The organism is Pseudoxanthomonas sp. PXM04, assembly GCF_014851695.1.
In the GTDB taxonomy this organism is placed as follows: Bacteria; Pseudomonadota; Gammaproteobacteria; order Xanthomonadales; family Xanthomonadaceae; genus Pseudoxanthomonas_A; species Pseudoxanthomonas_A beigongshangi.
The window spans coordinates 99,009-124,938 of sequence record NZ_JACVAG010000004.1 but is presented as its reverse complement, the minus strand read 5'-3'; the positions used below and the strand labels follow the sequence as shown (position 1 = coordinate 124,938).

Annotated in this window: 31 protein-coding genes; 24 read left to right on the top strand and 7 right to left on the bottom strand. The window is 67.7% G+C overall.

Translation table 11 applies throughout. From position 1 onward, the window contains the following. Positions 1-14 precede the first annotated feature (14 nt). The 7 genes from IB228_RS11445 (at position 15) to IB228_RS11415 (ending at position 7,193) form a co-directional block, all read left to right on the top strand. A complete protein-coding gene (locus IB228_RS11445) occupies positions 15-1,295 on the top strand; it encodes a polysaccharide biosynthesis C-terminal domain-containing protein (protein WP_192198562.1) in 1,281 nt (426 codons plus the stop codon). Continuing rightward, complete coding sequence (locus IB228_RS11440) at positions 1,295-2,443, top strand: polysaccharide pyruvyl transferase family protein (RefSeq protein ID WP_192198560.1); 1,149 nt, start codon at positions 1,295-1,297, stop codon at positions 2,441-2,443. The genes IB228_RS11445 and IB228_RS11440 overlap by 1 nt, the downstream gene beginning before the upstream one ends. Continuing rightward, a complete protein-coding gene (locus IB228_RS11435; RefSeq protein WP_192198558.1) occupies positions 2,440-3,285 on the top strand; it encodes a glycosyltransferase family 2 protein in 846 nt (281 codons plus the stop codon). The genes IB228_RS11440 and IB228_RS11435 overlap by 4 nt, the downstream gene beginning before the upstream one ends. Further along, positions 3,282-4,340 (top strand): EpsG family protein, encoded by a 1,059-nt coding sequence (locus tag IB228_RS11430; protein WP_183636348.1) that lies wholly within the window; start codon positions 3,282-3,284, stop codon positions 4,338-4,340. Before IB228_RS11435 ends, IB228_RS11430 begins: the two co-directional genes overlap by 4 nt. After that, positions 4,337-5,104 carry a YdcF family protein gene (locus IB228_RS11425; RefSeq protein WP_192198556.1) on the top strand — a complete coding sequence of 256 codons (768 nt, stop codon included), beginning with the start codon at positions 4,337-4,339 and terminating at the stop codon, positions 5,102-5,104. The genes IB228_RS11430 and IB228_RS11425 overlap by 4 nt, the downstream gene beginning before the upstream one ends. A 170-nt stretch (positions 5,105-5,274) precedes the next feature. Further along, positions 5,275-6,354, top strand: a complete 1,080-nt coding sequence (locus IB228_RS11420) for a polysaccharide biosynthesis/export family protein (RefSeq protein ID WP_318289099.1) — start codon at positions 5,275-5,277, stop codon at positions 6,352-6,354. A 467-nt stretch (positions 6,355-6,821) separates the two neighbouring features. Continuing rightward, positions 6,822-7,193, top strand: a complete 372-nt coding sequence (locus tag IB228_RS11415; protein WP_141452827.1) for a hypothetical protein — start codon at positions 6,822-6,824, stop codon at positions 7,191-7,193. A 42-nt stretch (positions 7,194-7,235) separates the two neighbouring features. Here the strand turns inward: IB228_RS11415 and IB228_RS11410 are convergent, their stop codons facing one another. Further along, entirely contained in the window at positions 7,236-8,078 is an 843-nt protein-coding gene (locus tag IB228_RS11410; RefSeq protein WP_192198554.1) for a type 1 glutamine amidotransferase domain-containing protein, read from the bottom strand. A gap of 113 nt (positions 8,079-8,191) precedes the next feature. On the opposite strand from IB228_RS11410, the gene IB228_RS11405 reads away from it, so the two are divergent. Then, complete coding sequence (locus IB228_RS11405; protein ID WP_192198552.1) at positions 8,192-9,106, top strand: LysR family transcriptional regulator; 915 nt, start codon at positions 8,192-8,194, stop codon at positions 9,104-9,106. Positions 9,107-9,120: 14 nt separating this feature from the next. On the opposite strand, the gene IB228_RS11400 is transcribed toward IB228_RS11405, so the two are convergent. Continuing rightward, complete coding sequence (locus tag IB228_RS11400) at positions 9,121-9,648, bottom strand: VOC family protein (RefSeq protein ID WP_225562405.1); 528 nt, start codon at positions 9,646-9,648, stop codon at positions 9,121-9,123. Between the two features lie 74 nt (positions 9,649-9,722). Next, positions 9,723-10,955, bottom strand: coding sequence for a glycosyltransferase (locus IB228_RS11395; protein ID WP_192198550.1), 1,233 nt, complete (start codon positions 10,953-10,955; stop codon positions 9,723-9,725). A 100-nt stretch (positions 10,956-11,055) separates the two neighbouring features. Here IB228_RS11395 and IB228_RS20065 point away from each other — a divergent pair, with 100 nt between their 5' ends. Continuing rightward, positions 11,056-11,667, top strand: a complete 612-nt coding sequence (locus IB228_RS20065) for a TetR/AcrR family transcriptional regulator (protein WP_183636331.1) — start codon at positions 11,056-11,058, stop codon at positions 11,665-11,667. 21 nt (positions 11,668-11,688) lie between these two features. Here the strand turns inward: IB228_RS20065 and IB228_RS11385 are convergent, their stop codons facing one another. Further along, positions 11,689-13,575: a sigma-54-dependent Fis family transcriptional regulator gene (locus IB228_RS11385; protein ID WP_183636328.1), complete on the bottom strand. Its 1,887-nt coding sequence runs from the start codon at positions 13,573-13,575 to the stop codon at positions 11,689-11,691. A gap of 236 nt (positions 13,576-13,811) precedes the next feature. Here IB228_RS11385 and adh point away from each other — a divergent pair, with 236 nt between their 5' ends. The 5 genes from adh to IB228_RS11360 all read left to right on the top strand — a co-directional run bounded on the left by adh (position 13,812) and on the right by IB228_RS11360 (position 18,804). Then, the gene (gene adh / locus IB228_RS11380; RefSeq protein WP_183636326.1) at positions 13,812-15,341 is read left to right on the top strand and encodes an aldehyde dehydrogenase; all 1,530 of its coding nucleotides are present in this window, start codon (positions 13,812-13,814) and stop codon (positions 15,339-15,341) included. Between the two features lie 121 nt (positions 15,342-15,462). Next, the gene (adhP, locus tag IB228_RS11375; RefSeq protein ID WP_192198549.1) at positions 15,463-16,491 is read left to right on the top strand and encodes an alcohol dehydrogenase AdhP; all 1,029 of its coding nucleotides are present in this window, start codon (positions 15,463-15,465) and stop codon (positions 16,489-16,491) included. Between the two features lie 69 nt (positions 16,492-16,560). Continuing rightward, entirely contained in the window at positions 16,561-16,914 is a 354-nt protein-coding gene (locus IB228_RS11370; RefSeq protein ID WP_192198779.1) for a DUF779 domain-containing protein, read from the top strand. A gap of 140 nt (positions 16,915-17,054) precedes the next feature. Further along, positions 17,055-17,336, top strand: a complete 282-nt coding sequence (locus tag IB228_RS11365) for a hypothetical protein (protein ID WP_225562404.1) — start codon at positions 17,055-17,057, stop codon at positions 17,334-17,336. Between the two features lie 160 nt (positions 17,337-17,496). Then, complete coding sequence (locus tag IB228_RS11360; protein ID WP_225562403.1) at positions 17,497-18,804, top strand: hypothetical protein; 1,308 nt, start codon at positions 17,497-17,499, stop codon at positions 18,802-18,804. Between the two features lie 15 nt (positions 18,805-18,819). On the opposite strand, the gene arsH is transcribed toward IB228_RS11360, so the two are convergent. After that, positions 18,820-19,536 (bottom strand): arsenical resistance protein ArsH, encoded by a 717-nt coding sequence (gene arsH, locus IB228_RS11355; RefSeq protein ID WP_192198547.1) that lies wholly within the window; start codon positions 19,534-19,536, stop codon positions 18,820-18,822. A 23-nt stretch (positions 19,537-19,559) separates the two neighbouring features. Between arsH and IB228_RS11350 the strand changes: the two genes are divergently transcribed. Genes IB228_RS11350 through arsN2 form a run of 4 tightly spaced genes read left to right on the top strand, consistent with a single transcriptional unit; the run spans position 19,560 to position 21,917 of the window. Continuing rightward, a complete protein-coding gene (locus IB228_RS11350) occupies positions 19,560-19,886 on the top strand; it encodes a metalloregulator ArsR/SmtB family transcription factor (RefSeq protein WP_141452838.1) in 327 nt (108 codons plus the stop codon). Positions 19,887-19,899: 13 nt separating this feature from the next. Further along, entirely contained in the window at positions 19,900-20,418 is a 519-nt protein-coding gene (locus IB228_RS11345; RefSeq protein ID WP_192198545.1) for an arsenate reductase ArsC, read from the top strand. Next, positions 20,411-21,478, top strand: a complete 1,068-nt coding sequence (gene arsB / locus IB228_RS11340) for an ACR3 family arsenite efflux transporter (RefSeq protein ID WP_225562402.1) — start codon at positions 20,411-20,413, stop codon at positions 21,476-21,478. Before IB228_RS11345 ends, arsB begins: the two co-directional genes overlap by 8 nt. Position 21,479: 1 nt before the next feature. Continuing rightward, positions 21,480-21,917, top strand: coding sequence for an arsenic resistance N-acetyltransferase ArsN2 (arsN2, locus tag IB228_RS11335; protein ID WP_192198543.1), 438 nt, complete (start codon positions 21,480-21,482; stop codon positions 21,915-21,917). Between the two features lie 24 nt (positions 21,918-21,941). On the opposite strand, the gene IB228_RS11330 is transcribed toward arsN2, so the two are convergent. Beyond that, entirely contained in the window at positions 21,942-22,613 is a 672-nt protein-coding gene (locus IB228_RS11330) for a DUF2306 domain-containing protein (RefSeq protein WP_225562401.1), read from the bottom strand. 262 nt (positions 22,614-22,875) lie between these two features. Between IB228_RS11330 and IB228_RS11325 the strand changes: the two genes are divergently transcribed. From IB228_RS11325 to IB228_RS11315, 3 genes are all read left to right on the top strand, one after another. Further along, on the top strand, positions 22,876-23,076 hold the full coding sequence (locus IB228_RS11325) for a hypothetical protein (protein WP_183636316.1): 201 nt from the start codon (positions 22,876-22,878) through the stop codon (positions 23,074-23,076). 80 nt (positions 23,077-23,156) lie between these two features. Beyond that, positions 23,157-23,573, top strand: a complete 417-nt coding sequence (locus IB228_RS11320; protein WP_192198541.1) for a hypothetical protein — start codon at positions 23,157-23,159, stop codon at positions 23,571-23,573. A gap of 105 nt (positions 23,574-23,678) precedes the next feature. Beyond that, positions 23,679-23,819, top strand: coding sequence for a hypothetical protein (locus IB228_RS11315; protein WP_192198539.1), 141 nt, complete (start codon positions 23,679-23,681; stop codon positions 23,817-23,819). A 126-nt stretch (positions 23,820-23,945) separates the two neighbouring features. Here IB228_RS11315 and IB228_RS11310 read toward each other — a convergent pair whose 3' ends face one another. Then, on the bottom strand, positions 23,946-24,332 hold the full coding sequence (locus IB228_RS11310; protein WP_192198537.1) for a DUF3693 domain-containing protein: 387 nt from the start codon (positions 24,330-24,332) through the stop codon (positions 23,946-23,948). 137 nt (positions 24,333-24,469) lie between these two features. On the opposite strand from IB228_RS11310, the gene IB228_RS11305 reads away from it, so the two are divergent. The 3 genes from IB228_RS11305 to IB228_RS11295 all read left to right on the top strand — a co-directional run bounded on the left by IB228_RS11305 (position 24,470) and on the right by IB228_RS11295 (position 25,929). After that, the gene (locus tag IB228_RS11305) at positions 24,470-24,643 is read left to right on the top strand and encodes a hypothetical protein (RefSeq protein WP_192198531.1); all 174 of its coding nucleotides are present in this window, start codon (positions 24,470-24,472) and stop codon (positions 24,641-24,643) included. Between the two features lie 88 nt (positions 24,644-24,731). After that, entirely contained in the window at positions 24,732-24,920 is a 189-nt protein-coding gene (locus tag IB228_RS11300; RefSeq protein ID WP_192198535.1) for a hypothetical protein, read from the top strand. Further along, on the top strand, positions 24,913-25,929 hold the full coding sequence (locus IB228_RS11295) for a replication initiation factor domain-containing protein (RefSeq protein ID WP_192198527.1): 1,017 nt from the start codon (positions 24,913-24,915) through the stop codon (positions 25,927-25,929). The genes IB228_RS11300 and IB228_RS11295 overlap by 8 nt, the downstream gene beginning before the upstream one ends. Position 25,930 lies beyond the last annotated feature (1 nt).

Below are 25,930 nucleotides of genomic sequence, written 5' to 3'. Positions count from 1 at the left end.
ACCGGATCCTGCCCATGCCGCTGCGTCCCGCCCTGAACGCGCTGTCCCTGTTGTGGCTCGCCACCGCCGCCGGCGCCGTGGCGGTATTCGCCGCGCAGACCCTGCTGGCACGCCGGTTCGGTCCGGCCGAATACGGCCTGTTCGCGTCCTCGCTCGCCACCATCACCCTGATCGCGCCGCTGGCCGGTTTCGGGCTGTCGCAGTTCCGGCTCAAGGTGTTCGGCACCGAGGGCTGGCAGGCCCAGCGCTGGCGACGCGCGTCAGAACGCTTCATCGTCGCCAGCACCACGCTGGCGCTGATCGGCGTGGCCGCCTGGGCGGAGTGGGGGCCCCCGGTCGATGCCCGTACCCGGCAACTGCTGTGGCTGCTGCTGCCGGTGATCATCGGCCTGCTGGCGGTCGAGCAGATCGGCAGCAAGCTGCGCCTGGAGGAACGTCACGGCGCACTGGCCGCGTGGCAACTGTGGATGCCGCTGGGCCGCCTGCTGGTGGCGGCGTATGCGCTGGCCTGGTCCGGCATGCGCATCGAAATGGTCGCGCTGGGCTACAGCGCGGTCGCGGTGCTGGCGGTGTTCGCCGCCATGCCGCAGTGGCGGTCGATGGCGCGCGGCGACTGGGCGCTGCGCGGCCACGGCGCGCAGGATGTTTCCGCCTTGCAGGCGCGTCCGCCAGGCGTGCGCCAGCTGTGCGTGCAGGCGTGGCCGTACGGCATGGCGGCGGTGCTGTATCCGGTGTTCTTCCAGATCGGCACGGTGCTGCTGAAGTACCTGGCCGGAGATGCGGCGGCCGGCCACTTCGGCATCGCGTTGGCGGTGATGACCGCGATCTACCTGTTCCCGACCACGGTCTACCAGAAGTTCCTGCTGTCCAAGCTGCACCGCTGGGCGGTGCATGACCGCCCCCGGTTCCGCCAGGTCTATCGCTGGGGCACCGTGGCCATGCTGGCCAGCGGCATCGTCGGCGGCATCGTACTGGCGTTCGCCGCGCCGCTGGCGACGCAGGTCTTCGGTGCCGGCTATCGCACGGTGGTGCCGCTGCTGCAGGTGCTGGCGCTGTGCGTGCCGCTGCGCTTCCTGTCCACCGCGGTCGGTTCGGTGCTGCTCACCGAGGGTCACATGCGCTACCGGGTCTACGCGATGGCGCTGGCGGCGCTGGCGGCTGTCCTGTTGAACCTGGCGCTGATTCCCGCCTTCGCCGAGATGGGCGCGGCAATCGCCACCGTCATCGCCGAGGCGCTGCTGCTGGGCCTGATGTATCGCGGCGCCCGCCGGGTCGACGCACTGGAGCTGGACTGATGGACAAGCCCCGTGTCGCTTTCACCGGTTACTACGGTATGCGCAATTTCGGTGACGACCTGTTCGGCGTGATCTGCACGCGCGCGGCCGAACGCTACTGGAACGCCTCGCCGCGCCTGGTCGGCCCGCCGCTGGCCGGCATGGCCGGCGTCAGCACCGTGCCGGCGTTCTATCCGCTCGACTGGTACGGGGCGGGCGGGGCGCTGGGCAAGGGCAGCCGGCTGCTCAGTTTCGCCAGCGCGACCGTCGGTTCGGATGTGCTGGTGATGGGCGGCGGTTCCGTCATCACCGCGCGCGAATCGTTCCGCAAGCCAATGATGCAGGCCGCACGCCGCCATCGCGGCCTGCGACTGTCCGCAATCGGGGTCTCGATCGGGCCCTTCGCGAACACCGAGCAGGAAGCCGCGGCGGCATCCTTCCTGGATCGCTTCAGCTACCTGTCGGTGCGGGATCGCCGCTCGCACGAATGGATCCAGCGCATGGGCCTGTCCGCGCATGCGCACGCCGGCTGCGATCTGGCGGTGCTGTTGCCGCGCCTGGTGTCGATGCCGGTGCGTGCGCAGCCCGAACCCGGCGCGCCCCTGCGCGTGGGCGTGGCGCCGTGCCGCTACACGGAAGGCGGCGCGCACGGCGCGCCGGCGATGCGCGCCTGGGAGGACGCGTTCGTCGAAACCCTCCTGGCCGAATCGCGCGTGCGCCGGCTGGTGGTGGATGTGTTCAGCCTCAACGAGCACCCGCGCCACGGCGACAGCGAACTGGCCGACGCGATCGCGCGGCGCCTGCGCGAGGGCGGCGTCGCGGTCGAGGTGCTGCGCTATACCCAGCCGGATCCGCTGGCGATGGTGGCCGCCATCGGGCGTTGCGACGCGATGGTGAGCGCGCGCCTGCACGGCGCCATCGTCTCGTGGCTGTGCGGGGTGCCGTTCGCGATCGTCGACTACCACCGCAAGTGCCGCGATTTCGCCGATGACATCGGGCTGCCGCAGCGGCGGCGCATCACCACCGCGCAGGGGTATCCGTTCAGCGATGTGATCGCCACCTTGCTGCGCGAACGCCAACCGGAGTGCTCTTCACCCGCCCTGTACGCCGACCAGGCCGAGGACATATTCAAATGCGCACCATGGGCGCTGGAGCACGCACACGCATGAAGCCGCATCTTCCGCCGGATCCCTCCACCACCGCGCCGGTCAGCGTGGTGATTCCGTGCTATCGCTGCGCCGGCACGATTGCCGCGTCGGTGGCCTCGGTGGTCGCGCAGACCCGGCGCCCGGTGGAAGTCATCCTGGTCGACGACGCCAGCGGGGACGGCACCCTGGACGCGCTGCACGCGCTGGCCGAACTGCATCCGCCGGGCTGGGTGGTGGTGGTGGCCGCGCCCGCCAACGGCGGGCCGTCGCGCGCGCGCAACCTGGGCTGGGAACGCGCCAGCCAGCCGTACGTGGCCTTCCTCGACGCCGACGACACCTGGGCGCCGCAGAAGATCGCGCTGCAGATGGAGGTGCTGGAGGCGGATCCGGATCTGGCCCTGGTCGCGCACCGGATGGCGGTCCGCGAACGCGGCGCCAGGACCTTGCCGTTGCGCCCGCCGGTGCGCGCGACCGCGATCGGCCGCCGCCGCTTCCTGCTCAACAATCCGTTCCCGACCGCCTCGGTGGTGCTGCGCCGGGACCTGCCGTTCCGCTTCAACGAACGTTTCCGCCGGGTGGAGGATTTCCTGCTGTGGGCGGAGATAGGCTTCTCCGGCTACCGCTGCGCCAAGCTCAACCAGGTGCTCGCGTACTGGCACAAGCCGACCTTCGGCGCCGGCGGCCTGAGCGCGGATCTGGACGCGATGCACCGCGCCGGCAAGGAAGTCCGGCGCGAGCTGCTGCGCAAGGGCCTGGTCACGCCCGCCGAACACTGGTTCGCGCGCAGCATCGGGCTGGTCCGGCGCACCCGCCGGCGCCTGCTGCTGGCCATGCGTTCGCGCCAGACCGGAATCGCCTCGTGAACACCGTCCAGGCCCGCTACCTGCAGGCCAGCCGGCGCAGCCAGGGCGAGGCGATGGCGCGGTGGTGGCTGGGCATGATCCTGCTGGGCGGGGTGGCGCTGTTCGCGTGCTGGCTGGTCGGCACCCGTCCGCTGGACATCGGCAGCGACACCGAGACCTATGCGGGCTTCTTCGAGAATCTGGTGCAGGGCATGCCGGAAACCCGGCTGGAACCGGGCTTCGTCTATCTGAGCTACGCCCTGTACAAGCTGGGACTGGGCGTCACCGGCTACCAGTTCGCCCTGTTCGGCCTGCTGCTGGTGATGGTCGCGCTGGCGGTGCGCCGCTACCGGTTCTACCTGGAAACGCCGGTGAGCTGGCAGACCCTGCTGTGCGCCTCGCTGATGCTGCTGTTCATCTCGCCGATGTTCACCAACGCCTCGATCAACGCGATCCGCCAGGGCCTGGCGGCGCCGCTGGTGTTCGTGGCCTTGCTCGGGTTCCATCGGCGGCGATGGGGCACGTTCGCGCTGGCCGGCGCGCTCGCGGCCAGCCTGCACCTGTCGTCCGCCATGTACCTGGCCTGCGCGCCGGCGCTGTTGTTGAGCACGCGCTGGCTGCGCGTGGTCGCGGCGGGTGCGTTCCTGGCCTACGTCTCCGGACTCTCGATGCTGGCGGTGCGCGCCGGCGCGCCCGGCTTCTACGACGTGGTGATGGAGTACACCGCCAATCCGTTGTACCGATCCGGCGTGCGCATCGACTTCGCGGTATTCACCATCTTCTGGTACCTGCTGCCGCATTTTCTGGCGCCGCTGGTCCAGGCGCAGTGGCGCCAGCGCATCCTCGACAGCACCTCGGTCTATCTGGTGATGTCGCTGCCGTTCTTCCTGATCGGCTGGGGCTTCTTCTCCAACCGTTACCTGTTGCCGGCCTGGCTGGCGGTGTCGATGATCCTGGCGGCGGTGCTCTGCCACGCGCGCATCGCGCCGCTGCGCAACCCGCTGCTGATCCGGGCCGGCCTGCTGGCCTCCTGCGGGGTGTTCTACATCTACGTCAGCCGCGGAATCGTCATATGAGTGGAGGCGCGGCGTCGATGCTCCGGGAGTTCGCGGTTTCACTGACCTATCCACCCACGCTCACCCTGTCGCTGCTGGTGCTGGCGGCGCTGCTGTGGTGGTGGCGCCGTCGCCGGATCGGAGCGGGCGTGGCGATGGCGGCGGTGATGTGGTCGGCGTTGTGGTCGTTTCCCTTCGCTTCCGACACCCTGCGCGGGCTGCTGGAATTCCGCTATCCGGTGGTCGAGGATGCGGCCGATCTTCCGCGCGCGGACGCCATCGTGGTGCTCGGCGGCGGCAGCCACTATGCATGGCTGGAAAGGCCCGACGTACGTCCCGAGCAATTGCGCTACAGCCGCCTGGCCGCCGGCGCGCGCGCCTGGCAGGCCGGACGCGCCCCGATCGTGATTCTCAGCGGAGGCGGCGAGGGCGACACCACCGAGGCGCGGCGCATGGCCAAGGCGATCGAGCGCCTCGGCGTGCCGCGCTCGGCGCTGGTGCTGGAAGAACGCAGCCGCAACACCCGCGACAACGCGCGCTACAGCCTGCCACTGGCCGGCCGCGAACATCCGCGCCTGCTGCTGGTGACCTCCACCCTGCACATGCCGCGCGCGGCCCTGCTGTTCGAGCAGGCGGGCGCGCGGGTCATGCCGGTACCCGTGCCCGAGGGCAGGGCGCCGCGCAGCTGGTGGCGCTACTGGCTGCCTTCGCAACGCGCCTTGTGGCGCAGCGGCCGCGCGTTCAAGGAAATCGTCGCGCTCACCGCCGCCCATCTGCATTTGTGAAGGCCGCGTCGGTGAACAGGGATGTGCGTGACCGTCCGGCGCTTCGCGCACGCGCGTTCATCCGCCATTGTCTTGCCGACGCCGTTCTTTTCACGCCGCGCTTGACACCATGCCCGAGCGGGCACGGCCATGCCGCGCCGCGCATCGTTTCCGCTGACAGAGGTGTGCGAGTGAAATCCCTATCCACTTCCTTGTTGCTGGCAGCGCTGCTGGCCGGTTGCGCGGGCCAGCACATGACCCACCGCGGTTCCGCCAATGGCGGCACCGTCGAGGGCAGCGACGCGCGCATGGTCGCGATCACGCCCGAACTGGTCGCCGCGCCGCGCCAGGCGGTCACGCTGCCGACCGAGCTTGCCGGCTACAAGCCCGAGATTTACCGCATCCAGCCCGGCGACACGATCCTCGTCACCGTCTGGGATCACCCGGAACTGACCACGCCCGCGGGCAACCAGCAGCAGGCCGTCACCAACGGTCGGCTGGTACAGCCCGATGGCACGTTCTTCTATCCGTACGCGGGCAAGATGAACGTCAAGGGCATGACCATCGAGGAACTGCGCAGCGGCCTGTCCACGCGTCTGGGGCAGTACCTGCGTTCCCCGCAGATCGACGTCAACGTGGTCGGCCACGGCGGACGCGTCGCCCTGCAGGGCGCGTTCGTCGACACCTCGCCACAGGAATTCACCACCGTGCCGCTGACGCTGGCGCAGGCGGTCGGCAAGGCGCGCATCAACGTGGAGGAAGCGGATCTCGCCGGCTTCGTGCTGACCCGCGACGGGCACGATTATCCGCTGGATCTGGATGCACTGAACCGGGATGGCAAGGTCGCCGCCGACGTTTACCTCAAGCCCGGCGATCGGCTGTACCTGCCGTTCAACGACCGCAAGGAGGTCTACGTGGTCGGCGAAGTGATGCGCCCGCAGGCGATCAACTTCAAGACCACCGACATGAGCCTGACCCAGGCGCTCGGCCGCACCGGCGGCCTGAACCCGACCACCGCCAAGGGCAGCGCGGTCTACGTGATCCGCGGCATGGAGGATCTGCAGCGCGAACCGGCCACCGTCTATCACCTGGACGCCGGTTCGCCCGCGGCCTTCGCGCTGGCGGATCGCTTCCCGCTGCGCGCCGGCGACGTGGTGTGGGTGGGACCGGCCGGCGTGACCCGCTGGAACCGCTTCCTGACCCAGTTGTTGCCGTTGTCGGGCATCATCAGCAACGCCGCGTCGGCGCAGTACGACTTCGACCGCAATTGATGGGGGGACCGGGTCGCGCCGCGTGACGCGGCCGACCCGGGAAAAGCGGACGACGACGGCGGAACCGCATCAAAAAAACAAAGGCGACGGCCGTTTCCGACCGTCGCCTTTGCTCATGTGCCCTGCGAAAGGCTCCTGTGGAGAACCGAAGGGTCATCCAGACGATCGACCGGCCCTTTGTCCACCGGGCGAGAAGCGGTGTGCCCGGCGTGGGTTCTCCTGTGGCTGCCGATGGTCCGTGGGTCCGGAAACTGCGGAAAACGAACCCCGCTGAATGTCGGCGTGACCGGCGTATCGTCAAAGGAGGGTGTGCCGGTGCCACGCGCCCACCATGCCTTCGGCAATGGCAAGAGCGGGTGGAGCCAGTGTGGCGAAAGCGTTATCGGCCGGCGCTGTTCAGGGCGCATTTGACGATATGAATACAGGCGGCGTGATATTCCTGCCGCTCGTCACGGGAGGCTAGGCACATGGGTTCGATCCATCCCCCAGCGCGCCGCTGGTATCGCTGCGAAGTCGTCGATGTCCAGGCCGAATTGAGGTACTGGAAACTGGAATACGTGTCCCACGACTTCCATGAACCGGGCACGTCGTTCTCACGCTACGAGCCGGTGCTCAGGTTCGCCTACGACGCCTACCTGCGCCATCACGCGCAGCCGCTGGCCGACGTCATCGACGTCCTCCACCACAAGTACGTCGAGACCTTCGACAGCTGGAGCATGCTGCCGTGGCCGCGCGCCGAGGCCGTCCTGCGCGAAGTCTGGCTGCGCATGGGCGCGCCGCTGGAAAGCCTGCGGGTCACGCCGCCGCTCGAACGCGACTCGCGCCTGCGCCTGCATTGATCCGGGAACGCGGTCGACGCGTTCCCGGGATCCACCGCACCCTCACTTCAGCCGTTCGAGCACGGCGTTGGCCACGCCGATCGCGGACGCCGGATTCTGGCCGGTGACGAGTTCGCGATCGATCACCACGTTGGCGGCCCAGGGTGAAGTGTTGCTGACGTGGCGCGCACCGGCCGTTTCCAGCGCGGTCTGCGGGTAGAACTTCATCTCGCCACCGCCCAGCGCGCCCTTGGCCTGTTCCTCCTCCTGGTTGCTGATCACCGTGAACCGGTAACCGGCATAGATCCAGTCGGCCGGTGCCGCCGGCTTGCCGCCCGCTTCCAGCGCGCCGATGAAGGCGCCGTTGCCCGGCAGGGTGGACAGCAACGCGATCGGACCGTGGCATACCAGCGCGGTGGTCTTGCCGCGATGATGGAAATCCGCCAGCAGGCGCCCCATCGCCGGCGAGGCCAGCAGATCCTGCATCGGCGCGTGGCCCCCCGGCACATACACCGCGTCGAACTGGCCGTAGCCCATCTGTTCGACCCGGGCGAGGCTCAGCACCGGCGATTGCGCCGGCCGGGTCACAGCCAGGCGGTCGAGCAGATCCTGGTGCGTCTTCAACGCGCCGGCGTCGCCGCCGAAGTACATCGGGTCCAGCGAGCCCCGATCGACCGTCGGCGCCACGCCGGACGGGGTGGCGAAGGTCACCTGGTGGCCCGCGTCCAGGAACAGCTTGACCGGCTGCATCAGTTCGTTGAGGTAGAAGCCGGTCGGGAAAACCCGGCCATCCTTGAGATCCAGGTGGTCCGCATCGGACAGCACGACCAGCACATGGGCCGCGTCGGCATGGGCGGCGGGGAGCGCCAGCGCGAGGGCGGCGGCCAGGACTTTGAGCGATTTCATGGAGCATTCCTCGAAATGGACCGCCGGACCGGCGGAAGTGGCGCCACTCTATTTCGTGCCCGAACCGCGATAAACTCGCTCTCTGGCAATTTATTTTTCCTCCCGAGGCAAAGATGGCGCGCCGGTTCGATCACCTGGGTGACGCGGAGGTCTTCGTGATCGTGGTGGAGCAGGGATCGCTGACCGCCGCGGCGGTCGCCCTGGGCACCACGCCCTCGGTCATCAGCCGCGCCATCGCGCGGCTGGAAACCCGCCTCGGCAACCAGTTGCTGCGGCGAACCACCCGCCGGCTGGGATTGACCGAGGCCGGCCAGCTGTACCTGGAGCAGGCGCGTGCGGCGTTCGCGCTGTTCGACGAAGCCGAGCGCACGGTGCAGGGCAGGTCGGGCACTTTGACCGGACGCGTGCGGCTGAGCGTGCCCACCACCTACGGCCATTACCGGCTACCGGAAAAGCTGGCGCGTTTCTCGCGCGAGCATCCGCAGGTGCACATCGAACTCAACATCTCCAACCGCAACGTCGATCTGGTGGCCGAAGGCTTCGACCTGGCGGTGCGGCTGGGCGCGTTGCCCGACAGCGGACTGGCCGCGCGCCGGCTGGAGGATGCCGCGCTGTGCATGGTCGCATCACCCGATTACCTGCGCCGCGTCGGCACGCCGACCCGAAGGGAGCAACTGGCCGAGCACGCCTGCATCCCGTTCGTGATGCCCAGCAGCGGGCGCATCGCGCCCTGGTTGTTCCGCGAAGACGGACGTGACCTGGAATGGACGCCGCCGGATCGGCTGACCGTATCGGACGACGTGCTCGGCGTGGTGTCGCTGGCCAGCGGCGGCGCCGGTATCTGCCAGACCTACGATTTCATCGCCGACGGCCATCTTCGCGAGGGCCGCCTGGTCGAGGTGCTGCCGCAACTGCGTGGACGCTCGCGTCCGTTCTCCCTCATCTACGCACCGCATCGTCGCTTGTCGGCGGCATCGCGCGCCCTGATCGACAGCCTGTCGGAGAGCGGCGAAACGGCCACGGGCTGATTCGGCGCGGCCACTCAACGCGCCGCCGGCGCATGGCGCTCCCAGTAACCGTCTTGCGGCGGAATCTGCTGGACCACATCCACGCTTACGCCGGCGGGATCCCGGGTCATGAAGCGCCGCTGGCCCCACGGTTCATCGGTGAGTGGATGCAGAATCGGCGCGCCTTCCCGACGGAGCTTTTCGTACAGCAGCGACGCATCCGCCACCTCGACGGTCAGCAGCATGCCTTCGCCATTGAAGACCTCGGCTCCCGGCGGGCGGGAAGGATGATCCGGGGTCATGAACGCCAGGGTGGCGCCACGACCGTCGCCATCGGCGGGACCGGACAGATAGACGAACCAGTTGGCTTCGAACAGGACTCGGAATCCGAAATGCCGCACATGGAAATCACGCGCGGCGGTCATCGCCGGCGTGGTGATCAGCGGATACAGGTCGCGCACGCGCACCGTGGAAGGCGCGGTGCCCGGTGGCTCGGGCGCCGTCGCGGCGCCTGGCAGCGGCAGCGCGCCGGCCAGCAGCAGGATGGGAAGGACTCGGGACATTGGCATCGGGCGTTCCTCGTTGGAGGGGAAGAAAGCCGACGCGTTCCGTCGCCGGCTCCGCCACGATGCACGGCTCAGATTGACAGCAGTTGCTTGATTGCGCGCACCGCGACCCGCGCGCCATCCTCCGCCCGCATGCGCTGGCCGAGCTCGGCCGCGCGCGCACGGGTATCCGTCCGGTCGGCGAACGCGAGCGCCCGCGCCAGCGCGGAGGCCTCCAGTCGCTTTCCGTTCACCGCCGGACCGGACACGCCCAGGCGGCGCAGCCGATCCGCCCAGAACGGCTGATCGCCGGCGAACGGCACCACCACCGAAGGCACGCCGGCGCGGGTGGCCGAATGACTGGTGCCCGAGCCACCGTGATGGACCACCAGCGAGGTGCGCGGGAACAACCAGTCGTGCGGCGTCTCGTCGACGATGAAGAAGTTGTCCGGCAGCGCGTCGCGCGCCACGCCGCTCCAGCCCGGATGGAACAACGCGCGCCGGCCCGCGACGGCGTCGACCATCGCCCGGACCAGCCGGGGGCGGTCGAAACCGGCCATGCTGCCGAAGCCCAGGTAGATCGGCGGTTCGCCCGCGTCGAGCCAGCGCTCCAGCGCGGGCGGTGGTGTCCACGCCGGCGCCGGCAGCGTCCATTGGCCACAGACCCGCGCATTGTCCGGCCAATCCGCCGGTTGCGGCAGCAGGGTGGGGGACACGCCATACAGCATGGGATGTTCGGTCCACAGCCGCTTTCTCGCCGGCAACGCCAACACACGCGCGCGCGCCTCGTTGGTGCTGCTGCGGAAAGCGCGCCAGAGCAGGCCGTTGACGAATCGATGGCTGAACGCGTTCAACGCGTGCGGAACGGGAGCGGATGCCAGGAAAGGCGAGACGAAATCGCGGGTGGGCGTGATCGGAATCAGGCCCGCACCGATGGCCGGAATGTCCAGCGCCTCGGCAACCGAAAGCCCGGCGAACGCCGCCAGCCCGGAGACGATCAGCGCATCGCATCCCGTCGCCGCATCCCGGATCTCGCCCATCCAGCGCATGACGTTGGCGTTGGCGATATCGGCCAGCGCCCGGGCGGTGCGGTTGAAGCCGCCCTTGCGGTCGACCGCCGTCGCCAGCGCCTGTCCGGGCGAAAGCGCGCCGCGGATGTCGCCGGACAACGGGGTTGCCGCCAGGCCGGCGGCATGGGCGGAGCCGAGCGTGGCCGCGTCGGCGAGCAGCCGGGTGTCGTGGCCGGCGGCATTCAGCGCCAGGCACAGCGCGGCCAGGGGACGGGTATCGCCTTCGGTACCATAGGTTGCAACCGCGAACTTCATGGGAGTCTCCGGACGCCGGACGACCCGGCGGATGGACAGAAATAAATGTGCACGACGTATACTAATTTACATCGTATACCCGATGTAAGAGGCAGGCCCCATGGATGAAACCGCGGAACCCGGGCGCCGGGCGCGCAAGCGCGCGCGGATGCTGGACCTGTTGACCGGCACCGCCGCCCGCCTGTTCGAGCAACAGGGCTACGAGGCGGTGACCATGGAACAGATCGCGGCCGAAGCCGACGTCGCCAAGCGCACGCTGTACAACCACTTCCCGACCAAGGAAGCGCTGCTGGCGCGCTGGCTGGATACCGAACTGGAGAAGGATCTGGCGCACCTGGCCGACAGCATCGCCCGCCGCCGGAGCTTCGCCTCGCGGGCGGCCTGCATCCTCGACGCCTCAGCGGCGTGGTGCAGCGCGCATCCGGAACACCTGATGGCCTATCTGCGCTACCGCTTCACCAGCCTCGGCAACGAGGCGGAGCAGGCGGACATCGGCGATGGCGGCATCGTCGCGCTGTGGCAGCGCCTGATCGCCGCGGCGCAGGAGAGCGGCGAACTGGGCGACAGGTTCCCGCCCGCGCAACTGGCGACCTGGTTCCACCACCTGTACCTGGCCGCGCTGCTGCGCTGGCTGACCGTGCCGGGACTTTCGCTGCAACGCGAGTTTGCCGACGCCGCGCGCCTGTTCGTGGACGGCGCGGCGGCACGCTGAACGGCGCGCCGCCCGTGCGCGTCAGTGCCGCTGGCGCGGATCCCGGCCCAATTGGCGATACAGGGTGCTGCGGCTGATGCCCAGTTGGCGCGCCGCGCGGGCGACGTTGCCGTCGCAGGCTTCCACCGCCGCGCGCATGGCCGCGCGGGTCATCGAATCCAGCGGCGCGGATGCGGGCGGCGCGACAACGGCGGGCGTATCCATGCGCGCCTGCAGGTAGGCGGGCAGGGCATCGGCGCCGATCAGGCTGCCGGGTTCGCTCAGGGCGGCGAGGGTGCGCAGGCTCGCCACCAGTTGGCGCAGGTTGCCGGGCCAGGCATAGCGCGCGAGCCGTTCGACCGCCTCGTCGGAAAGCCGGCGCCCCTGGCCGATGCGCTGCCACAGTGAATGCACCAGCCCTTCGCGTCCGGGCTGTTCGCGCAGCGGCGCCAGTTCGACCAGATGATGGGAAATGCGGTAGTAGAGATCGGCCCGGAAGCGGCCTTCGGCCACCGCGTCTTCCAGTCGCCGGTGGGTCGCGCAGACCAGGGCGAAATCCAGTTTGACCGGCTTGCCGCCGCCCAGCGGCGACAGTTCGCGATCCTGCAGGACGCGCAGCAGGCGCGGTTGCAACGCCAGCGGCATGTCGCCGATTTCGTCCAGGAACAGGATCCCGCCGTCGGCCTGCCGCAGCAGGCCGATGCTGCCGTCCTTGCGCGCGCCGGTGAAGGCACCGCTCTCGTAGCCGAACAGTTCGGCCTCGATCAGCCCCTCCGGCAGCGCGGCGCAATTGACCGCCACGAAGGGTTTGCCGGCGCGGGCGCTGCGCCGGTGCAGTTCGCGCGAGAACACTTCCTTGCCGGTGCCGGTCTCGCCCAGCACCAGCACCGGAATGCCGGCATCGAGCACGCGGCAGGCGCGTCCCAGTTCGGCTTCCAGTTTCGCGTCGAACAGCGGTGCGCCGGCTTCGGTTCCCGAACCGGACGCCGACACCGTGATTGGCGATGCCGCGCGGGCGCGCCGCGAGTGGGTCGGCCCATCGACGTGTCCGTGCAGCAGGCGGCCGCTGCGGTCCTGTAGGACGCCGTCGTCGCGCAGGCGTGACAGCGCGCCGTCGAACATCGCCTCGTAGGAGGCGCGCCCGAGATCGGCCCGCTCCAGTCCGAACAGCGCCAGCCCGGCCCGGTTGGCCGCCACCAGCCGCCCGTTGCGGAACGCCAGCAGACCCTCGCGCGCACTGCCCAGCAGCGCCGGGTTGGCATGCACGCGCAGCAGGTCGGCGTCGGTGATGCCTTCGTCGAAGTAGCGGTGTTCGATGTTGGCGACCGCCAACTGCGCCAGACCGAGTGCGTGCATGGGCGCGACCATCGCGTCGCCGGAGATGTCCAGCACGCCGACCATGCGCCCAAACGGATCGAACACCGGCGCGGCCGAGCAGTTGAGGATGCGGTGCGGCGCCGCGTAGTGCTCGGCGCCGCGCACTTCGACCGCGCGGGCGTCGGCGATCGCGGTGCCGATCGCGTTCGTGCCCACCCGCGCTTCGTTCCAGCACGCGCCCGGCATCAGTGCGACCCGGCCGGCCTTGTCGAGGAATTCGGCGTTGCCCTCGGCGTCGAGGATCCAGCCTTCGGCATCGGTGAGGATGACGATGCTGCCAGTATTGGCGGCGTCGGCGGCGAGCATTTCGACCTCGGCGCGCGCCAGTCGCCAGAGCTGTTCGTGCTGCTCGCGCAGGGTACGCAGGCGGGGCGCGTCGATCGGTTCGATCGCCGGGCGCGCATTCGCCGCCAGTCCCAGGCCCAGGCAGCGCCGCCACGATTGCAGGATGGCCGGCGGTACCTGGCCCACCGGCGTGCGCCCGGCCTCGAAGAAGGCGCGCCGGGCCTGCGCGATGCGTTGCTCGTCGGGTGGAGCGGATGGTCGGGACATGCCGGAAGTCCTCGCCGGGCGATGTGTCGCATTTTGCGACAGGAAAACCGCCCGCTGTCCCGATACACAGCACACCCGCGGACACTCCGCAAGCGACACGCTTGTTGCGTTGCCGCAGCGGCGACGCGGTTTCCTTGCGGAATGGCGGCGTAGCGGCGTGGCGCGGCGCAGCAACAAAAGCTGGCACGCGGCCTGCGTTGGACGGGAACCCCAACCGAACAAGCCAGGAGATTCCGATGAACGCAGTCGCCGCCCCCCGTCCACAGGCCGTGGACCCGTCCGCCATCTTCAAGCAGCGCTACGCCAACTTCATCGGCGGGCGCTGGGTGGAACCTCGTTCGGGGCAGTATTTCGACAACACCAGTCCGGTCAACGGCAAGGTGTTCACCCAGGTGCCGCGTTCCAACGCCGACGACATCGAGGCCGCGCTGGACGCCGCGCACGCCGCGCGCGAGGCGTGGGGCAAGGCTTCGGTGACCGAGCGTGCGAACGTGCTGCTGCGGATTGCCGATCGCATCGAGCAGAACCTGGAACTGCTGGCGCACGCCGAGACCTGGGACAACGGCAAGCCGATCCGGGAAACCCTCAATGCCGACATTCCGCTGTGCGCGGATCATTTCCGCTACTTCGCCGGCGCCATCCGCGCGCAGGAAGGCGGCATCAGCGAAATCGATCACGACACCATCGCCTATCACTTCCACGAGCCGCTGGGGGTGGTGGGGCAGATCATCCCCTGGAACTTCCCGCTGCTGATGGCCTGCTGGAAGCTCGCGCCCGCGCTGGCCGCCGGCAACTGCGTGGTGCTCAAGCCGGCCGAACAGACCCCGGCCAGCATCCTGGTGCTGATGGAGATCATCGGCGATCTGCTGCCGGCGGGCGTGCTCAACGTGATCAATGGCTTCGGCCTGGAAGCCGGCAAGCCGCTGGCCAGCAGCCCGCGCATCGCCAAGATCGCCTTCACCGGCGAGACCACGACCGGCCGGCTGATCATGCAGTACGCCAGCCAGAACCTGATCCCGGTGACCCTGGAACTGGGCGGCAAGTCGCCCAACATTTTCTTCGCCGACGTCATGGCCGAGGACGACGATTTCCTGGACAAGGCGATCGAGGGCTTCGTGCTGTTCGCCTTCAACCAGGGCGAGGTCTGTACCTGTCCGTCGCGGGCGCTGATCCAGGAATCGATCTACGAAAAGTTCATGGAGCGCGCGCTCAAGCGCGTCGCCGCGATCAAGCAGGGCAATCCGCTGGATCCCAACACGATGGTCGGCGCGCAGGCGTCCAGCGAACAATTGGAGAAGATCCTGTCGTACATCGACATCGGCCGGCAGGAAGGCGCCGAAGTGTTGATCGGCGGTGCCCGCAACGAGCAGGGCGGTGATCTGGCCGGCGGCTATTACGTGCAGCCGACGGTGTTCAAGGGCCATAACCGGATGCGCATCTTCCAGGAAGAGATCTTCGGCCCGGTGGTCTCGGTCACCACCTTCAAGGACGAGGCCGAAGCGCTGGCGATCGCCAACGACACCCTGTACGGGCTGGGCGCCGGCGTCTGGAGCCGCGACGCGGCGCGGTTGTACCGGATGGGCCGTGGCATCCAGGCCGGACGGGTGTGGACCAACTGCTACCACGCCTATCCCGCGCACGCGGCCTTCGGCGGCTACAAGCAATCCGGCATCGGCCGCGAGAACCACCGGATGATGCTGGACCACTACCAGCAAACCAAGAACCTGCTGGTCAGCTATTCGCCCAAGGCACTGGGTTTCTTCTGAGCCGTCGCGCGGGCGCCTTCCGACCGACGGCGCCCGCGCGTGTTTCCCGATTGATTGGGATCAACGAGCCGGGGAGGCCACCGCGCTACGGTGGTCCTGGCGCAACCAACAGGAGAAATGCGTGGACAAGACAATGAAAGCCGCCGTGGTTCGCGAGTTCGGCAAGCCACTGGTCATCGAAGAGGTGACCGTGCCGCGTCCCGCCGCCGGCGACGTGCTGGTGAAGATCGAAGCTTGCGGCGTCTGCCATACCGATCTGCACGCGGCCGAAGGCGACTGGCCGGTCAAGCCGAACCCACCATTCATTCCGGGCCACGAAGGCGTTGGCCACGTGGTAGCCGTGGGTGCCGGTGTCACCCATGTGAAGGAGGGCGATCGGGTCGGCATTCCCTGGCTGTATTCGGCCTGCGGGCATTGCGAACACTGCCTGGGCGGCTGGGAAACCCTGTGCGAGCAGCAACAGAACACCGGCTATTCGGTCAACGGCGGATTCGCCGAATACGCGCTGGCCAACGCCGATTATGTGGGGCATGTGCCGAAGGGGATCGGTTTCGTCGAGATCGCGCCGGTGCTGTGCGCGGGCGTGACCGTCTACAAGGGACTCAAGGTGACTGATACCCGTCCCGGCAATTGGGTAGTGATCTCCGGCATCGGCGGTTTGGGGCACATGGCGGTGCAGTACGCGCGGGCAATGGGCTTGAACGTCGCCGCCGTGGACGTGGACGACGCCAAACTCGAGCTCGCCAGGCGCCTCGGCGCCACCGTCGCCGTCAACGCCAGGACCACCGATCCGGTGGCCTACCTGAAAAAGGAAATCGGTGGCGCGCACGGCGCGCTGGTCACCGCGGTCTCGCCCAAGGCGTTCGAGCAGGCGATCGGCATGGTCCGGCGCGGCGGCACGGTGTCGCTCAACGGATTGCCGCCGGGCCAGTTCCCGCTCGATATCTTCGGCATGGTGCTCAACGGGGTGACCGTGCGCGGCTCCATCGTCGGCACCCGCCTGGATCTGCAGGAGTCGCTGGACTTCGCTGCGCTCGGCAAGGTCAAGGCGACGGTCTCCACCGATCGGCTGGAGAACATCAACCAGGTGTTCCAGCGCATGCACCAGGGCCAGATCGAGGGCCGGGTGGTGCTGGATCTGGCCGCCTGAGTTTGCCGTTCAAAGGCACCGCCCGTGACCGAAGCCTCGTCCACCGCAAATCCCCCTCCCTTGCAGGTGATGGCGACGCTGCCGGCGTTGCAGCTGATCCAGACGCTGCGCGCCCGGCACGGGCCGGTGCTGTTCCATCAGTCCGGCGGTTGCTGCGACGGTTCCTCGCCGATGTGTTTCCCGGTCGGCGACTTCATCGTCGGCGACCGCGACGTGCAACTGGGCGAGATCGGCGGCGCGCCGTTCTACATCAGCCCTTCCCAGTTCAAGTACTGGAAGCACACCCAGTTGATCATCGATGTCGTGCCCGGTCGCGGTGGCATGTTCTCGCTGGAGAACGGAGAGGGCGTGCGCTTCCTCGTCCGTTCCCGCCTGTTCACCGACGAGGAGTACCTCGCGCTGGAGCGGGCAGGGCGGGTCTGATTTCGTGACGCGTCTGCCCGCTCGAGCCCGGACGGCCGCCTTTCTTCTTTTCGATGCAGCCATCCCAGATAACCAAAGATCATTTGCCTTACGTGACGCGTCACATAAAATAACCATCACCCAAGCAATGGAGCCACGTGATGCGTGACGCAAACGATCCCGGCACCCTGGAAATGGTGTTTCCCCGGCGTCGCGGCCGTCCGCCGCAGCATGGCGTGGCGATGACCGCCGCCGAGCGGGCGCGCAACTACCGGGCCAATCGCAAGCATCGCCGCCAGACCGGCAGCCGCCTCCTGCATGTGCAGAGCGACACCACGTTGCTGGACAAGATCCGTGACGCGATCAGCAGCGGCCGCTCGCCAACGGCGATAGGCCGGCTGGTGGCGGAACTGGCTTCCCGCTATCCGGCCGCGGCCGACTGACCCGTCCGCAGCGCGACAGAACAAGGCACCTCGCTCCCGCCTCTCCGATAGGGGAGGGGTCTCGCGTCGCACGGAGCACACCGGTTCGGCCAACCAATGGCACTGCGAGCCGGCCGGTTCCGTGATATCCAATGACGGAAACCGCTCGGGAGGGAGCGCCATGAGACACCGGATTCGCTGGATGGGGACGTTCCTGCTGTGCGCGGCGATGCCGGCGCTGGCCCAGGACGCCGCGATTCCCCTCGCAGACGCGCGCGCCGTCTTCAGCCAGGCCCGCACGCAGTGCGAAGCCGATGGCGGTCGCCTGTGGGGCGCATCGCTGTGCGGGCCAATCATGCTGGTCGATCCGCGGACCCGCCGCATCGTCGCGTCGCAGGCCGATGCGAAGGGCGCGCTGCGCGAACAGGACGGCGTGTTCGTCGGCGAGCTGCCGCCGGAGACCAATGCCGCCAACACCGCGGTCGAATGGTCCGGCACGCGCTGGACGCAGATGCTGTGGCCCTTGCCGGACGACCAGGGCAAGCGCGGCACCCTGATCGCGCACGAGATGTTCCATCGCCTGCAACCGGACCTGCCGATTGCCGATGCCAGGGGCGGCGAGAACCCGCATCTGGATACGCTGGAGGGCCGCTACAGCCTGCAACTGGAATGGCGGGCGCTGGCCAGCGCACTGCAGGCCGATGGCGACGCCGCCCGGCGTGCCGCGGTCGCCGATGCGCTGGCATTCCGCGCCGACCGGCATCGGCGCTTCCCGGAGGCCCGCGCGGACGAGACGGCGCTGGAACTCAACGAAGGCCTGGCCGAGTACACCGGCGTGATGCTCGGAAACGCGACGCCACAGGCTCGCCTTCAGGCGGCGCTCCACGACCTCCAGTCGCATGTCGCCGATCCCAGCTTCGTGCGCTCCTTCGCGTACGCGACCGGTCCGGCCTACGGCCTGCTGCTCGACCAATTCGCGCCGGGCTGGCGCAAGCGTCTGGGAGACACCGCCATGGATCTCGGCACCCGCCTGCGCGAGGCGGGCGGCTTCGAAGTGGCGACAGGCGATGCGGCGCTGGCCGCGGCGGCCGCGCGCCATGGCGGCACAGCGCTGCGCGAAACGGAAACCGCGCGCGAGCGGGAACGCCTGGCGCAACTCGAACGCAACCGCGCGCGCTTCGTGCGGGGACCGGTGCTGACCCTGGCCCTGAAGCACATGAGCGTCCAGTTCAATCCGAGCAACCTGCAACCGCTCGACGGCGTAGGTACCGTCTATCCCACCATGCGCGTCACCGACGACTGGGGCACGCTGGAAGTGGAGGAGGGCGCGGTGATGAGAAGCGACTGGAAGGCGGTGATCCTCGCCGCCCCCGATGCGAGCGGCGACGCGCCGCGAGGCCCCGGCTGGAAGCTGGCGCTGAAACCCGGCTGGACGCTGGTGCCCGGCACCCGACCAGGGGACTACGTGCTGAAGGGCCCCGAGTCCTGATCGCGGCGAAACCGGCTACATCCTCCGGTTGATTTCCTGCACCTTGGCTACCGCACCCTTGCGCTCGCTGTAGCGGTTGGTCAGATAGTCACTGCGATCCCGGACCACCAGCGTGAACTTCATGAGTTCCTCCATGACGTCCACCACGCGGTCATGGAACGGCGACGGTTTCATCCGGCCGTCGTCGTCGAATTCCTGCCATGCCTTGGCGACCGACGACTGGTTGGGGATGGTCACCATGCGCATCCAGCGCCCCAGGATGCGAAGCGTGTTGACCACGTTGAAGGACTGCGATCCTCCGCAGACCTGCATGACCGCCAGCGTCTTGCCCTGGGTGGGGCGCACGCTGCCATCCTCCAGCGGCAACCAGTCGATCTGGTTCTTGAACACGCCGGTGATCGTGCCGTGGCGTTCGGGCGACACCCACACCTGTCCTTCCGACCACTGCGACCACTCCCGCAACTGCCGGACCTTCGGATGCTCCCGGGGCACGCTGTCGAGCAGGGGCAGGTCGTGCGGATCGAATACCCGTGTCTCCGCGCCCAGGTGGTGCAGGATGCGCTCGGCTTCCAGCGCCAGCTTGCGGCTGAAGGATTGCGGACGCAGCGAACCGTAGAGCAGCAGGATGCGCGGGGCGTGGCTTCCCGCCGCTCCCAGCGATTCGTGGTGGGGCAGGGGCAGCAGCTCCGTGCTGACGTGGGGAATGTCCGCGGTCGAGGATTGTTTTGTCATATTCTTTCGATTATTCTGGAAATATGGAAACGAAACAAGCCATCGCCGCATTGACCGCCCTGGGCCACGCCACCCGCCTGGCCGCCTATCGCCTGCTGGTCGAGGCCGGCCCCGCCGGACGCATGGCGGGCGAGATCGCCGAAGCGCTCGCCATTCCCAACGCCACGCTTTCCTTCCATCTGAAGGAACTGGTCCAGGCCGGCTTGGCGGAAAGCGAGAACCGCGGTCGCAACGTCTGCTATCGGGCCAACTTCGAGGCCATGAACGGCCTGGTGGCCTATCTCACCCACAACTGCTGCGCCGGCTCGCCCGTCGAGTCGTGCGCGCCCGCCTCTTCCTGTGAATGCTGAGCCGAGAGATCCCATGAAGCGTCGCGTCCTGTTCCTGTGCACCGGCAATTCCGCCCGCAGCGTGCTGGCCGAAGCCACACTCCGGGCATGGGCCGGCAACCGGTTCGAAGTATTCAGCGCCGGCAGCAAGCCGGCCGGGCAGGTCAATCCACATGCACTCGCCCAGCTGGCGGCCGAAGGTATTTCGACCGCCGGCCTGCGAAGCAAGTCGTGGGACGAATTCGCGACCGCGGATGCCGCGCCGATGGACCTGGTGGTGACGGTCTGCGATTCGGCGGCCTCGGAAACCTGCCCGGTGGTGTTCGGCGACTTCCTGCGCGTGCATTGGGGCCTGCCGGATCCGGCGGCGGTCTCCGGCACCGACGACGAGAAGGCCGCAGCCTTCCGCCAGGCGCATCGCGTCATCAAGGCGCGGCTGCTGGCCTTCCTGGCGCTGCCGGCCGAGGCCTGGAACGATCGGCAGGCGCTCAAGACACAACTGGATCGGATCGGTTTCGTGGAGCCGGAGGACGAGGCGCTTTCCCATGGCTGAGGCCACGCCCCGCATCGGTTTTTTCGAGCGCTACCTGACCATCTGGGTCGGCCTGTGCATCCTGGTCGGAACCGGCCTCGGCCACCTGTTTCCCTCAGCCTTCGTCCGCCTGGGCGGGATGGAAGTCGCCAGGGTCAATCTGCCGGTCGCGGTGCTGATCTGGCTGATGATCATCCCGATGCTGCTGAAGGTCGATTTCGGCGCGATGAAGGAAGTCGGGCGGCATTGGCGCGGCATCGGCGTCACGCTGTTCATCAACTGGGCGGTCAAGCCGTTCTCGATGGCGCTGCTGGGCTGGTTCTTCCTGCGACATGTGTTCGCGGATTCGCTGCCGGCCGACCAGATTGACTCGTACATGGCCGGACTCATCCTGCTGGCCGCCGCGCCTTGCACGGCGATGGTCTTCGTATGGAGCAATCTCTGCCGGGGCGACGCCAATTTCACCCTGAGCCAGGTGGCGCTCAACGACGCCATCATGGTGGTGGCGTTCGCACCACTGGTGGCGCTGCTATTGGGCCTGTCCGCCATCACCGTGCCGTGGGACACGCTGCTCATCTCGGTCGGCCTCTACATCATCGTGCCGGTCGCCATCGCGGTCGTGATGCGCCGCTGGCTGATGAGACGGGCAGGGGAGCGGGGGCTGGAAAAGGTGTTGCACAGGTTGGGGCCATACTCGCTGGCCGCGCTGCTGCTGACGCTGGTGCTGCTGTTCGGCTTCCAGGGCCGCCAGATCATCGAACAGCCGATGGTGATCGCCATCCTGGCCGTTCCCATCCTGATCCAGGTCTACTTCAATTCCGGTCTGGCCTATCTGTTGAACCGGCGCCTGGGCGTGGCCCACAGCGTGGCCGGCCCTTCGGCGCTGATTGGCGCCAGCAACTTCTTCGAACTGGCGGTGGCCACCGCGGTCAGCCTGTTCGGCGTCCATTCCGGCGCGGCCCTGGCGACCGTGGTCGGCGTACTGATCGAGGTGCCGGTGATGCTGTCGGTCGTCGCCATCGTCAACCGCACGCAGGGCTGGTATTGCGTGGGTGTCCAGCGCGCCATCGGAGCCAGGTGACATGCCGTCCATCCAAGCCATCGATCTCGACGCGGCAGTCACCCACCTGCTGTCCGACAGCGGTCTCCCCACCGCGGATCTCGCAAACGGCGCGCGTGTCGAATTCCTCGGAGCGCGCCGGAACGACGTGCTCGAAGGATGCGTGGCGCTGGAACGCTGCGGCGAACTTGCACTGCTGAGATCGCTGGCGGTCTCCCCCCAATCTCGTGGTTCCGGCCTCGGCGCAATGCTGGTCGAGCACGCCGAGGATTTCGCCCGGCAACGCGGATACCGTGCGATCTATCTGTTGACCACGGACGCGTCGAGCTTCTTCGCTGCGCGGGGCTACCAGCCGGTCGACCGCGAACAGGCGCCCGCCGCCGTCCGCGCCACCTCCCAGTTCTCGGCGCTGTGCCCGGCGTCTTCCCTCCTGATGTTCAAGCCGCTCGCCAACGAATGACGCGCGAGCGGGGCAGGGCATCGACTAGGCGCGGCTGCCGACCCGTTGCGCGCGCCAATCGCCGGCGCCGGCGAACCGCAGGTAGACCTCGGCGACCAGCAAGTTGGGCATCCAGCAAAGCCACGCGATGGCCGAATAAGCCACGGGGAACGCAATGCCCGCGATCTGGCTGACGGGCAGGTAGATGCGCAGCGTGACTGCCGCGAACGTCAGCGCGAAGCTGCGGATCATCCAGCGCCGGTGTTCCGCGATGTTGCCGGCCCGGATATGGCGATAGGCCATGAACGTGCAGCCAAGCCAGCACACCGCCAGCAGTGCGAAGCCGGCCTGGGTGATGGTCCCGCTCGACGACTGGACCGCAAGCACGAAACCGGAAATGCCGCCGGCCAGCACGCCCGCCACGTAGAGCCGACCCAACCAGCGATGTCCGCCGCCAAAGCGGCTGCGAAGCCAACTGTTGAGCTGGAACGTGCCGATGGCGAGCGCCAATGCGCTCCCGGCGAAATGCGCGATGGCGGCGACCGGGCGCTCGGCGATCAACGTCCGGACCAGCGAAGGGCGAAATTCAGGCAACGCCAGCAGCGCCACTGCATAGCAGGCGACCGCGAGCGCCAGAAACGTCATGACGATCCATCCCAAGATCCGCGCCATTTCCGAGCATTCCCTTTGCCGCCCGGAACGGGCTTCGACGTCCATGCTCCTTTGTCCGGACCGTCCAAAGCAGTGCCGTTTGTCGGGGTGCCGTTAGTCAGCGTTCGTGTGGGGCAGGTGGCTCCCTGGCGACGGGGCCTGTCCGGCCGAACTGGCATCCGGACGTTAACAAAACCCTACCTCGGCGAGTCCATGGTGCGGTGGAACCCACACCAGGCGAAGGCAAGTGACGGGCTATGGTGGCCTCAGCCGCCAGCAGCGGCGATTGCTGGTTGAACTCTGCGGCGCATCGTCGGACAACCGGGTCATGACGATAGCCGAAGGCATCACCGTAGCCGACGCCTGGCGCGAAGCCGCATCGGAACTGGCACAGCGGGGACTCGTGGAAATGCAGGCTGACACCGCCTCCAGCACATGCTGGCTGACCTCGCTCGGCTGGACCCTGTGCCACGACCTGGCCGTGCATGATGCCTACAACCAGCAGGCGAAGCCGGGCTGGCGGTACTAGCGCCGAAACACGTCCACTTGCGAGGATCGCGCAGACCGGCTCAGGCTCAGGTACCCTGCATCCCGTAAAGGGGAGACTGCATGAAAAGGACATTCCTGGCGGTCATGCTGGCTGTCTATTCGGTCGCCGCGCTTGGAGAGGTCCAAAGCGCGCGGGGCAAGGGAACACCTCGGGTGACGTCGACCCCGAAGGCGGCCCACAACTCGATGGCCAACGGCACGACGCCGTTCAAATGCGACCAGTACCGCAACCACCCGCATCCGGGCATGCATGGCTTCTGCCAGAGCATGGAGAACACGATTCTTGCCAATGAGGCGCGCCAGGCCGGCAGGCCAGGACCCTCCGAGAGCATTGTCGAGCTTCCCGCGCTTGGCTCCGCGGAAGCCAAACAGCTTGGCTACGCCTGTATCGGCGGACAGGCCTTCAAACGCCTGGCAAACGGATGGGAACAGGTCCATGCAAAGGCCGGCGGCTGGCAACGGTGTCGCGGCGGCTGAAGAAACCTCCTTTTCCTCGCCCCGAAGAACGTTGCTCACAAACTGCAGCAACCCGCAAGACAAGCGCGTCGGCTAGGATGCCGCGACTTGAGATGCGGTGACGCCATGGAACCTGACCAACGCAACAAGACATTTGAGCCCGCCTTCAAATGGACGCACTACGTCTTCGGCAACAACATGATCGCCGGCACGTTGCAGACGATCACTCTCGTAGTCGTCGCGTCCTTGGCGTTCGGGCTGGTGTGATCCTGCTGGGGGACATAGTGGCGGAGCCCGGCGGCCAAGGCAGCCGCGGGCGATTCGGCCGGCCAGGGCAAGGGCGTTTACAGCTGTTGCCGGCATCGGGACTGGGCCAGTTGCCCATCCAGGCTTTTACATAATATGCATTGACCCGCTTTCGCCGCCGGACGAGTAGGGCGAAACGTCGATTTGGTGAGCTTTGCCGACGACAGGCAGCGCGAAACCAATTGCGCATAACACGACGGCCGCAGCCGCCCCGAGACGCTTGGCGAGAGCCGCCCAGACCTTCCCAGCTTTGCCTTCTGTGCGCACGGCCTTGATTGCCACCAACCATTGAGCTGGGTCATCTCCAGCCAGCACCGCCATTTCGGCGATGTGTTCCTCATCGGGGTACGCGTCCCCCGTTCGCCACTTGGAGACCGCTTGCCGGTGGACCCCGAAGGTAGCCGCTAGGGCGCTATCCGAAGCGATGCCAGCGCGTGCGCGAGCCTTGTCGATGAGGGTTCCTACGATGCTCATGTCCCGTGTCCGGTTGACAGTTGTCCCGTAGTCAGGTTACATGCGCACTGTCCCGCATGCACGGGACGCCCCTCCCCGGGGGCCGCGATTCCCCCGGGGCAGGGGAACCCAATCGCGAATCGCAAGGGGACATCTCGATGGAAGGACTTCTGATTCTCATGCTGCTGGGCGGCGCTGGCCTGCTCGGCTGGGTCTGGCTCCAACACCTCCGCATCCAAGACCTCGAAGCCTTCTGCGACCAGTTGCATCACGAACGCATCGTCGCCGCCGGCCGCCAGTGGGTGGCCGAAAACCGGGAAGGCGAGGCATGAGCGGCGCCCACCTGGTCTTTGCCCTTTTCTGGTTGGCCGGCATCAGCGCCGCGGCGTGGCTGGGCTACAACGCACGGAGAGCGCGCGGATGAGCCGCCCGACCGACACCGAGCGCGGCGCACGCCTCGCCTACGACATCGCCATAGAGCGCCTCCAAGACCTGTTCCCGGCCGAGGGGCAGGGCAGGGCGTTCTGGTCGACCATCGCCGACGAATCGGCCGTCACGCTCGCTGAGTGCGCCCTGCTGCGGCAGGCACAGGGGGACGCCCGTGCCTGACACCACTTTTCACCAGTCCGGCCACGCAACCGGACAGGTCGCCGGGTTTGGCCCGGGCAGTAACACGGGCCAAAAGTCCTCCCTGACCGCACCCATCATCGACTTCTGTGTCGCGGTGCTCGACAGCGACAAGGCCAAAGAGACCTTCCGGAAGATGCCCCTGAAAGTGGTGCTGGACTTCGTGTTCGGGACCGGGGATGCGATCCACGTCGGCCCGCTACAGGACCGGGTGTTCAACTTCTACCAGCGCTCCGCGACGATGGTCGATGCCACGGGCAGCGTGTGCGGAAAAATCGGCCTGCGTGATGACGGAGCCATTCAAATCAGCCTGTCCGGTCAAGGCTGCCAACACGTCCCGGATTTCTCCCGGGTTGCCGACATCCTCGACGCGCTTGATGCACGGGTGTCGCACGTCGATATCGCCATCGATGACCTGACCGGCGAAACCTTCGATATCCAGACCTTTATCAATCTCTACGAAGAAGGCGAGTTCACCATGAACGGGCGTCCTCCGCTGGCCCAGCACGTCAGCGACTGCGGTTCCAACAAAGGCTGTTCCTTCTACGTCGGCCAGCGTGGCCACAAGCAGCTGAACATCTACGAGAAGGGCAAGCAGCTGGGCGACCCGGAGTCCAGGCATACACGCTGCGAGCTGCGGCTTTACGCCAAGCGCATTGACCTGCCGAACGACGTGCTGCGCAACCCGGGGCGCTACTTCGGCGCGGCGTATCCAATGCTCGAAGCCTTCGTAGTGGGCGAGGTCGAACGCCTCGGCATCAAGGAACAAATCATCAACGCGTCGGTGAAGGCCGCCGTGAAATTCCTGCGCACGCAGGCCGGCACCACGTTGAATGCGTTGCTCGACGCGCTCGGGGAAGAGCAGGGCGTGGAGTTCATCCGCAAATCCATCCTCCGGACAGATCGCCCCGGGCGGTGGAAGCACATTACCGGCGATCTATCCGCCCTCATCCGGGCACAAATCGAACAATCCCTATCAGAGGCAGCATAAC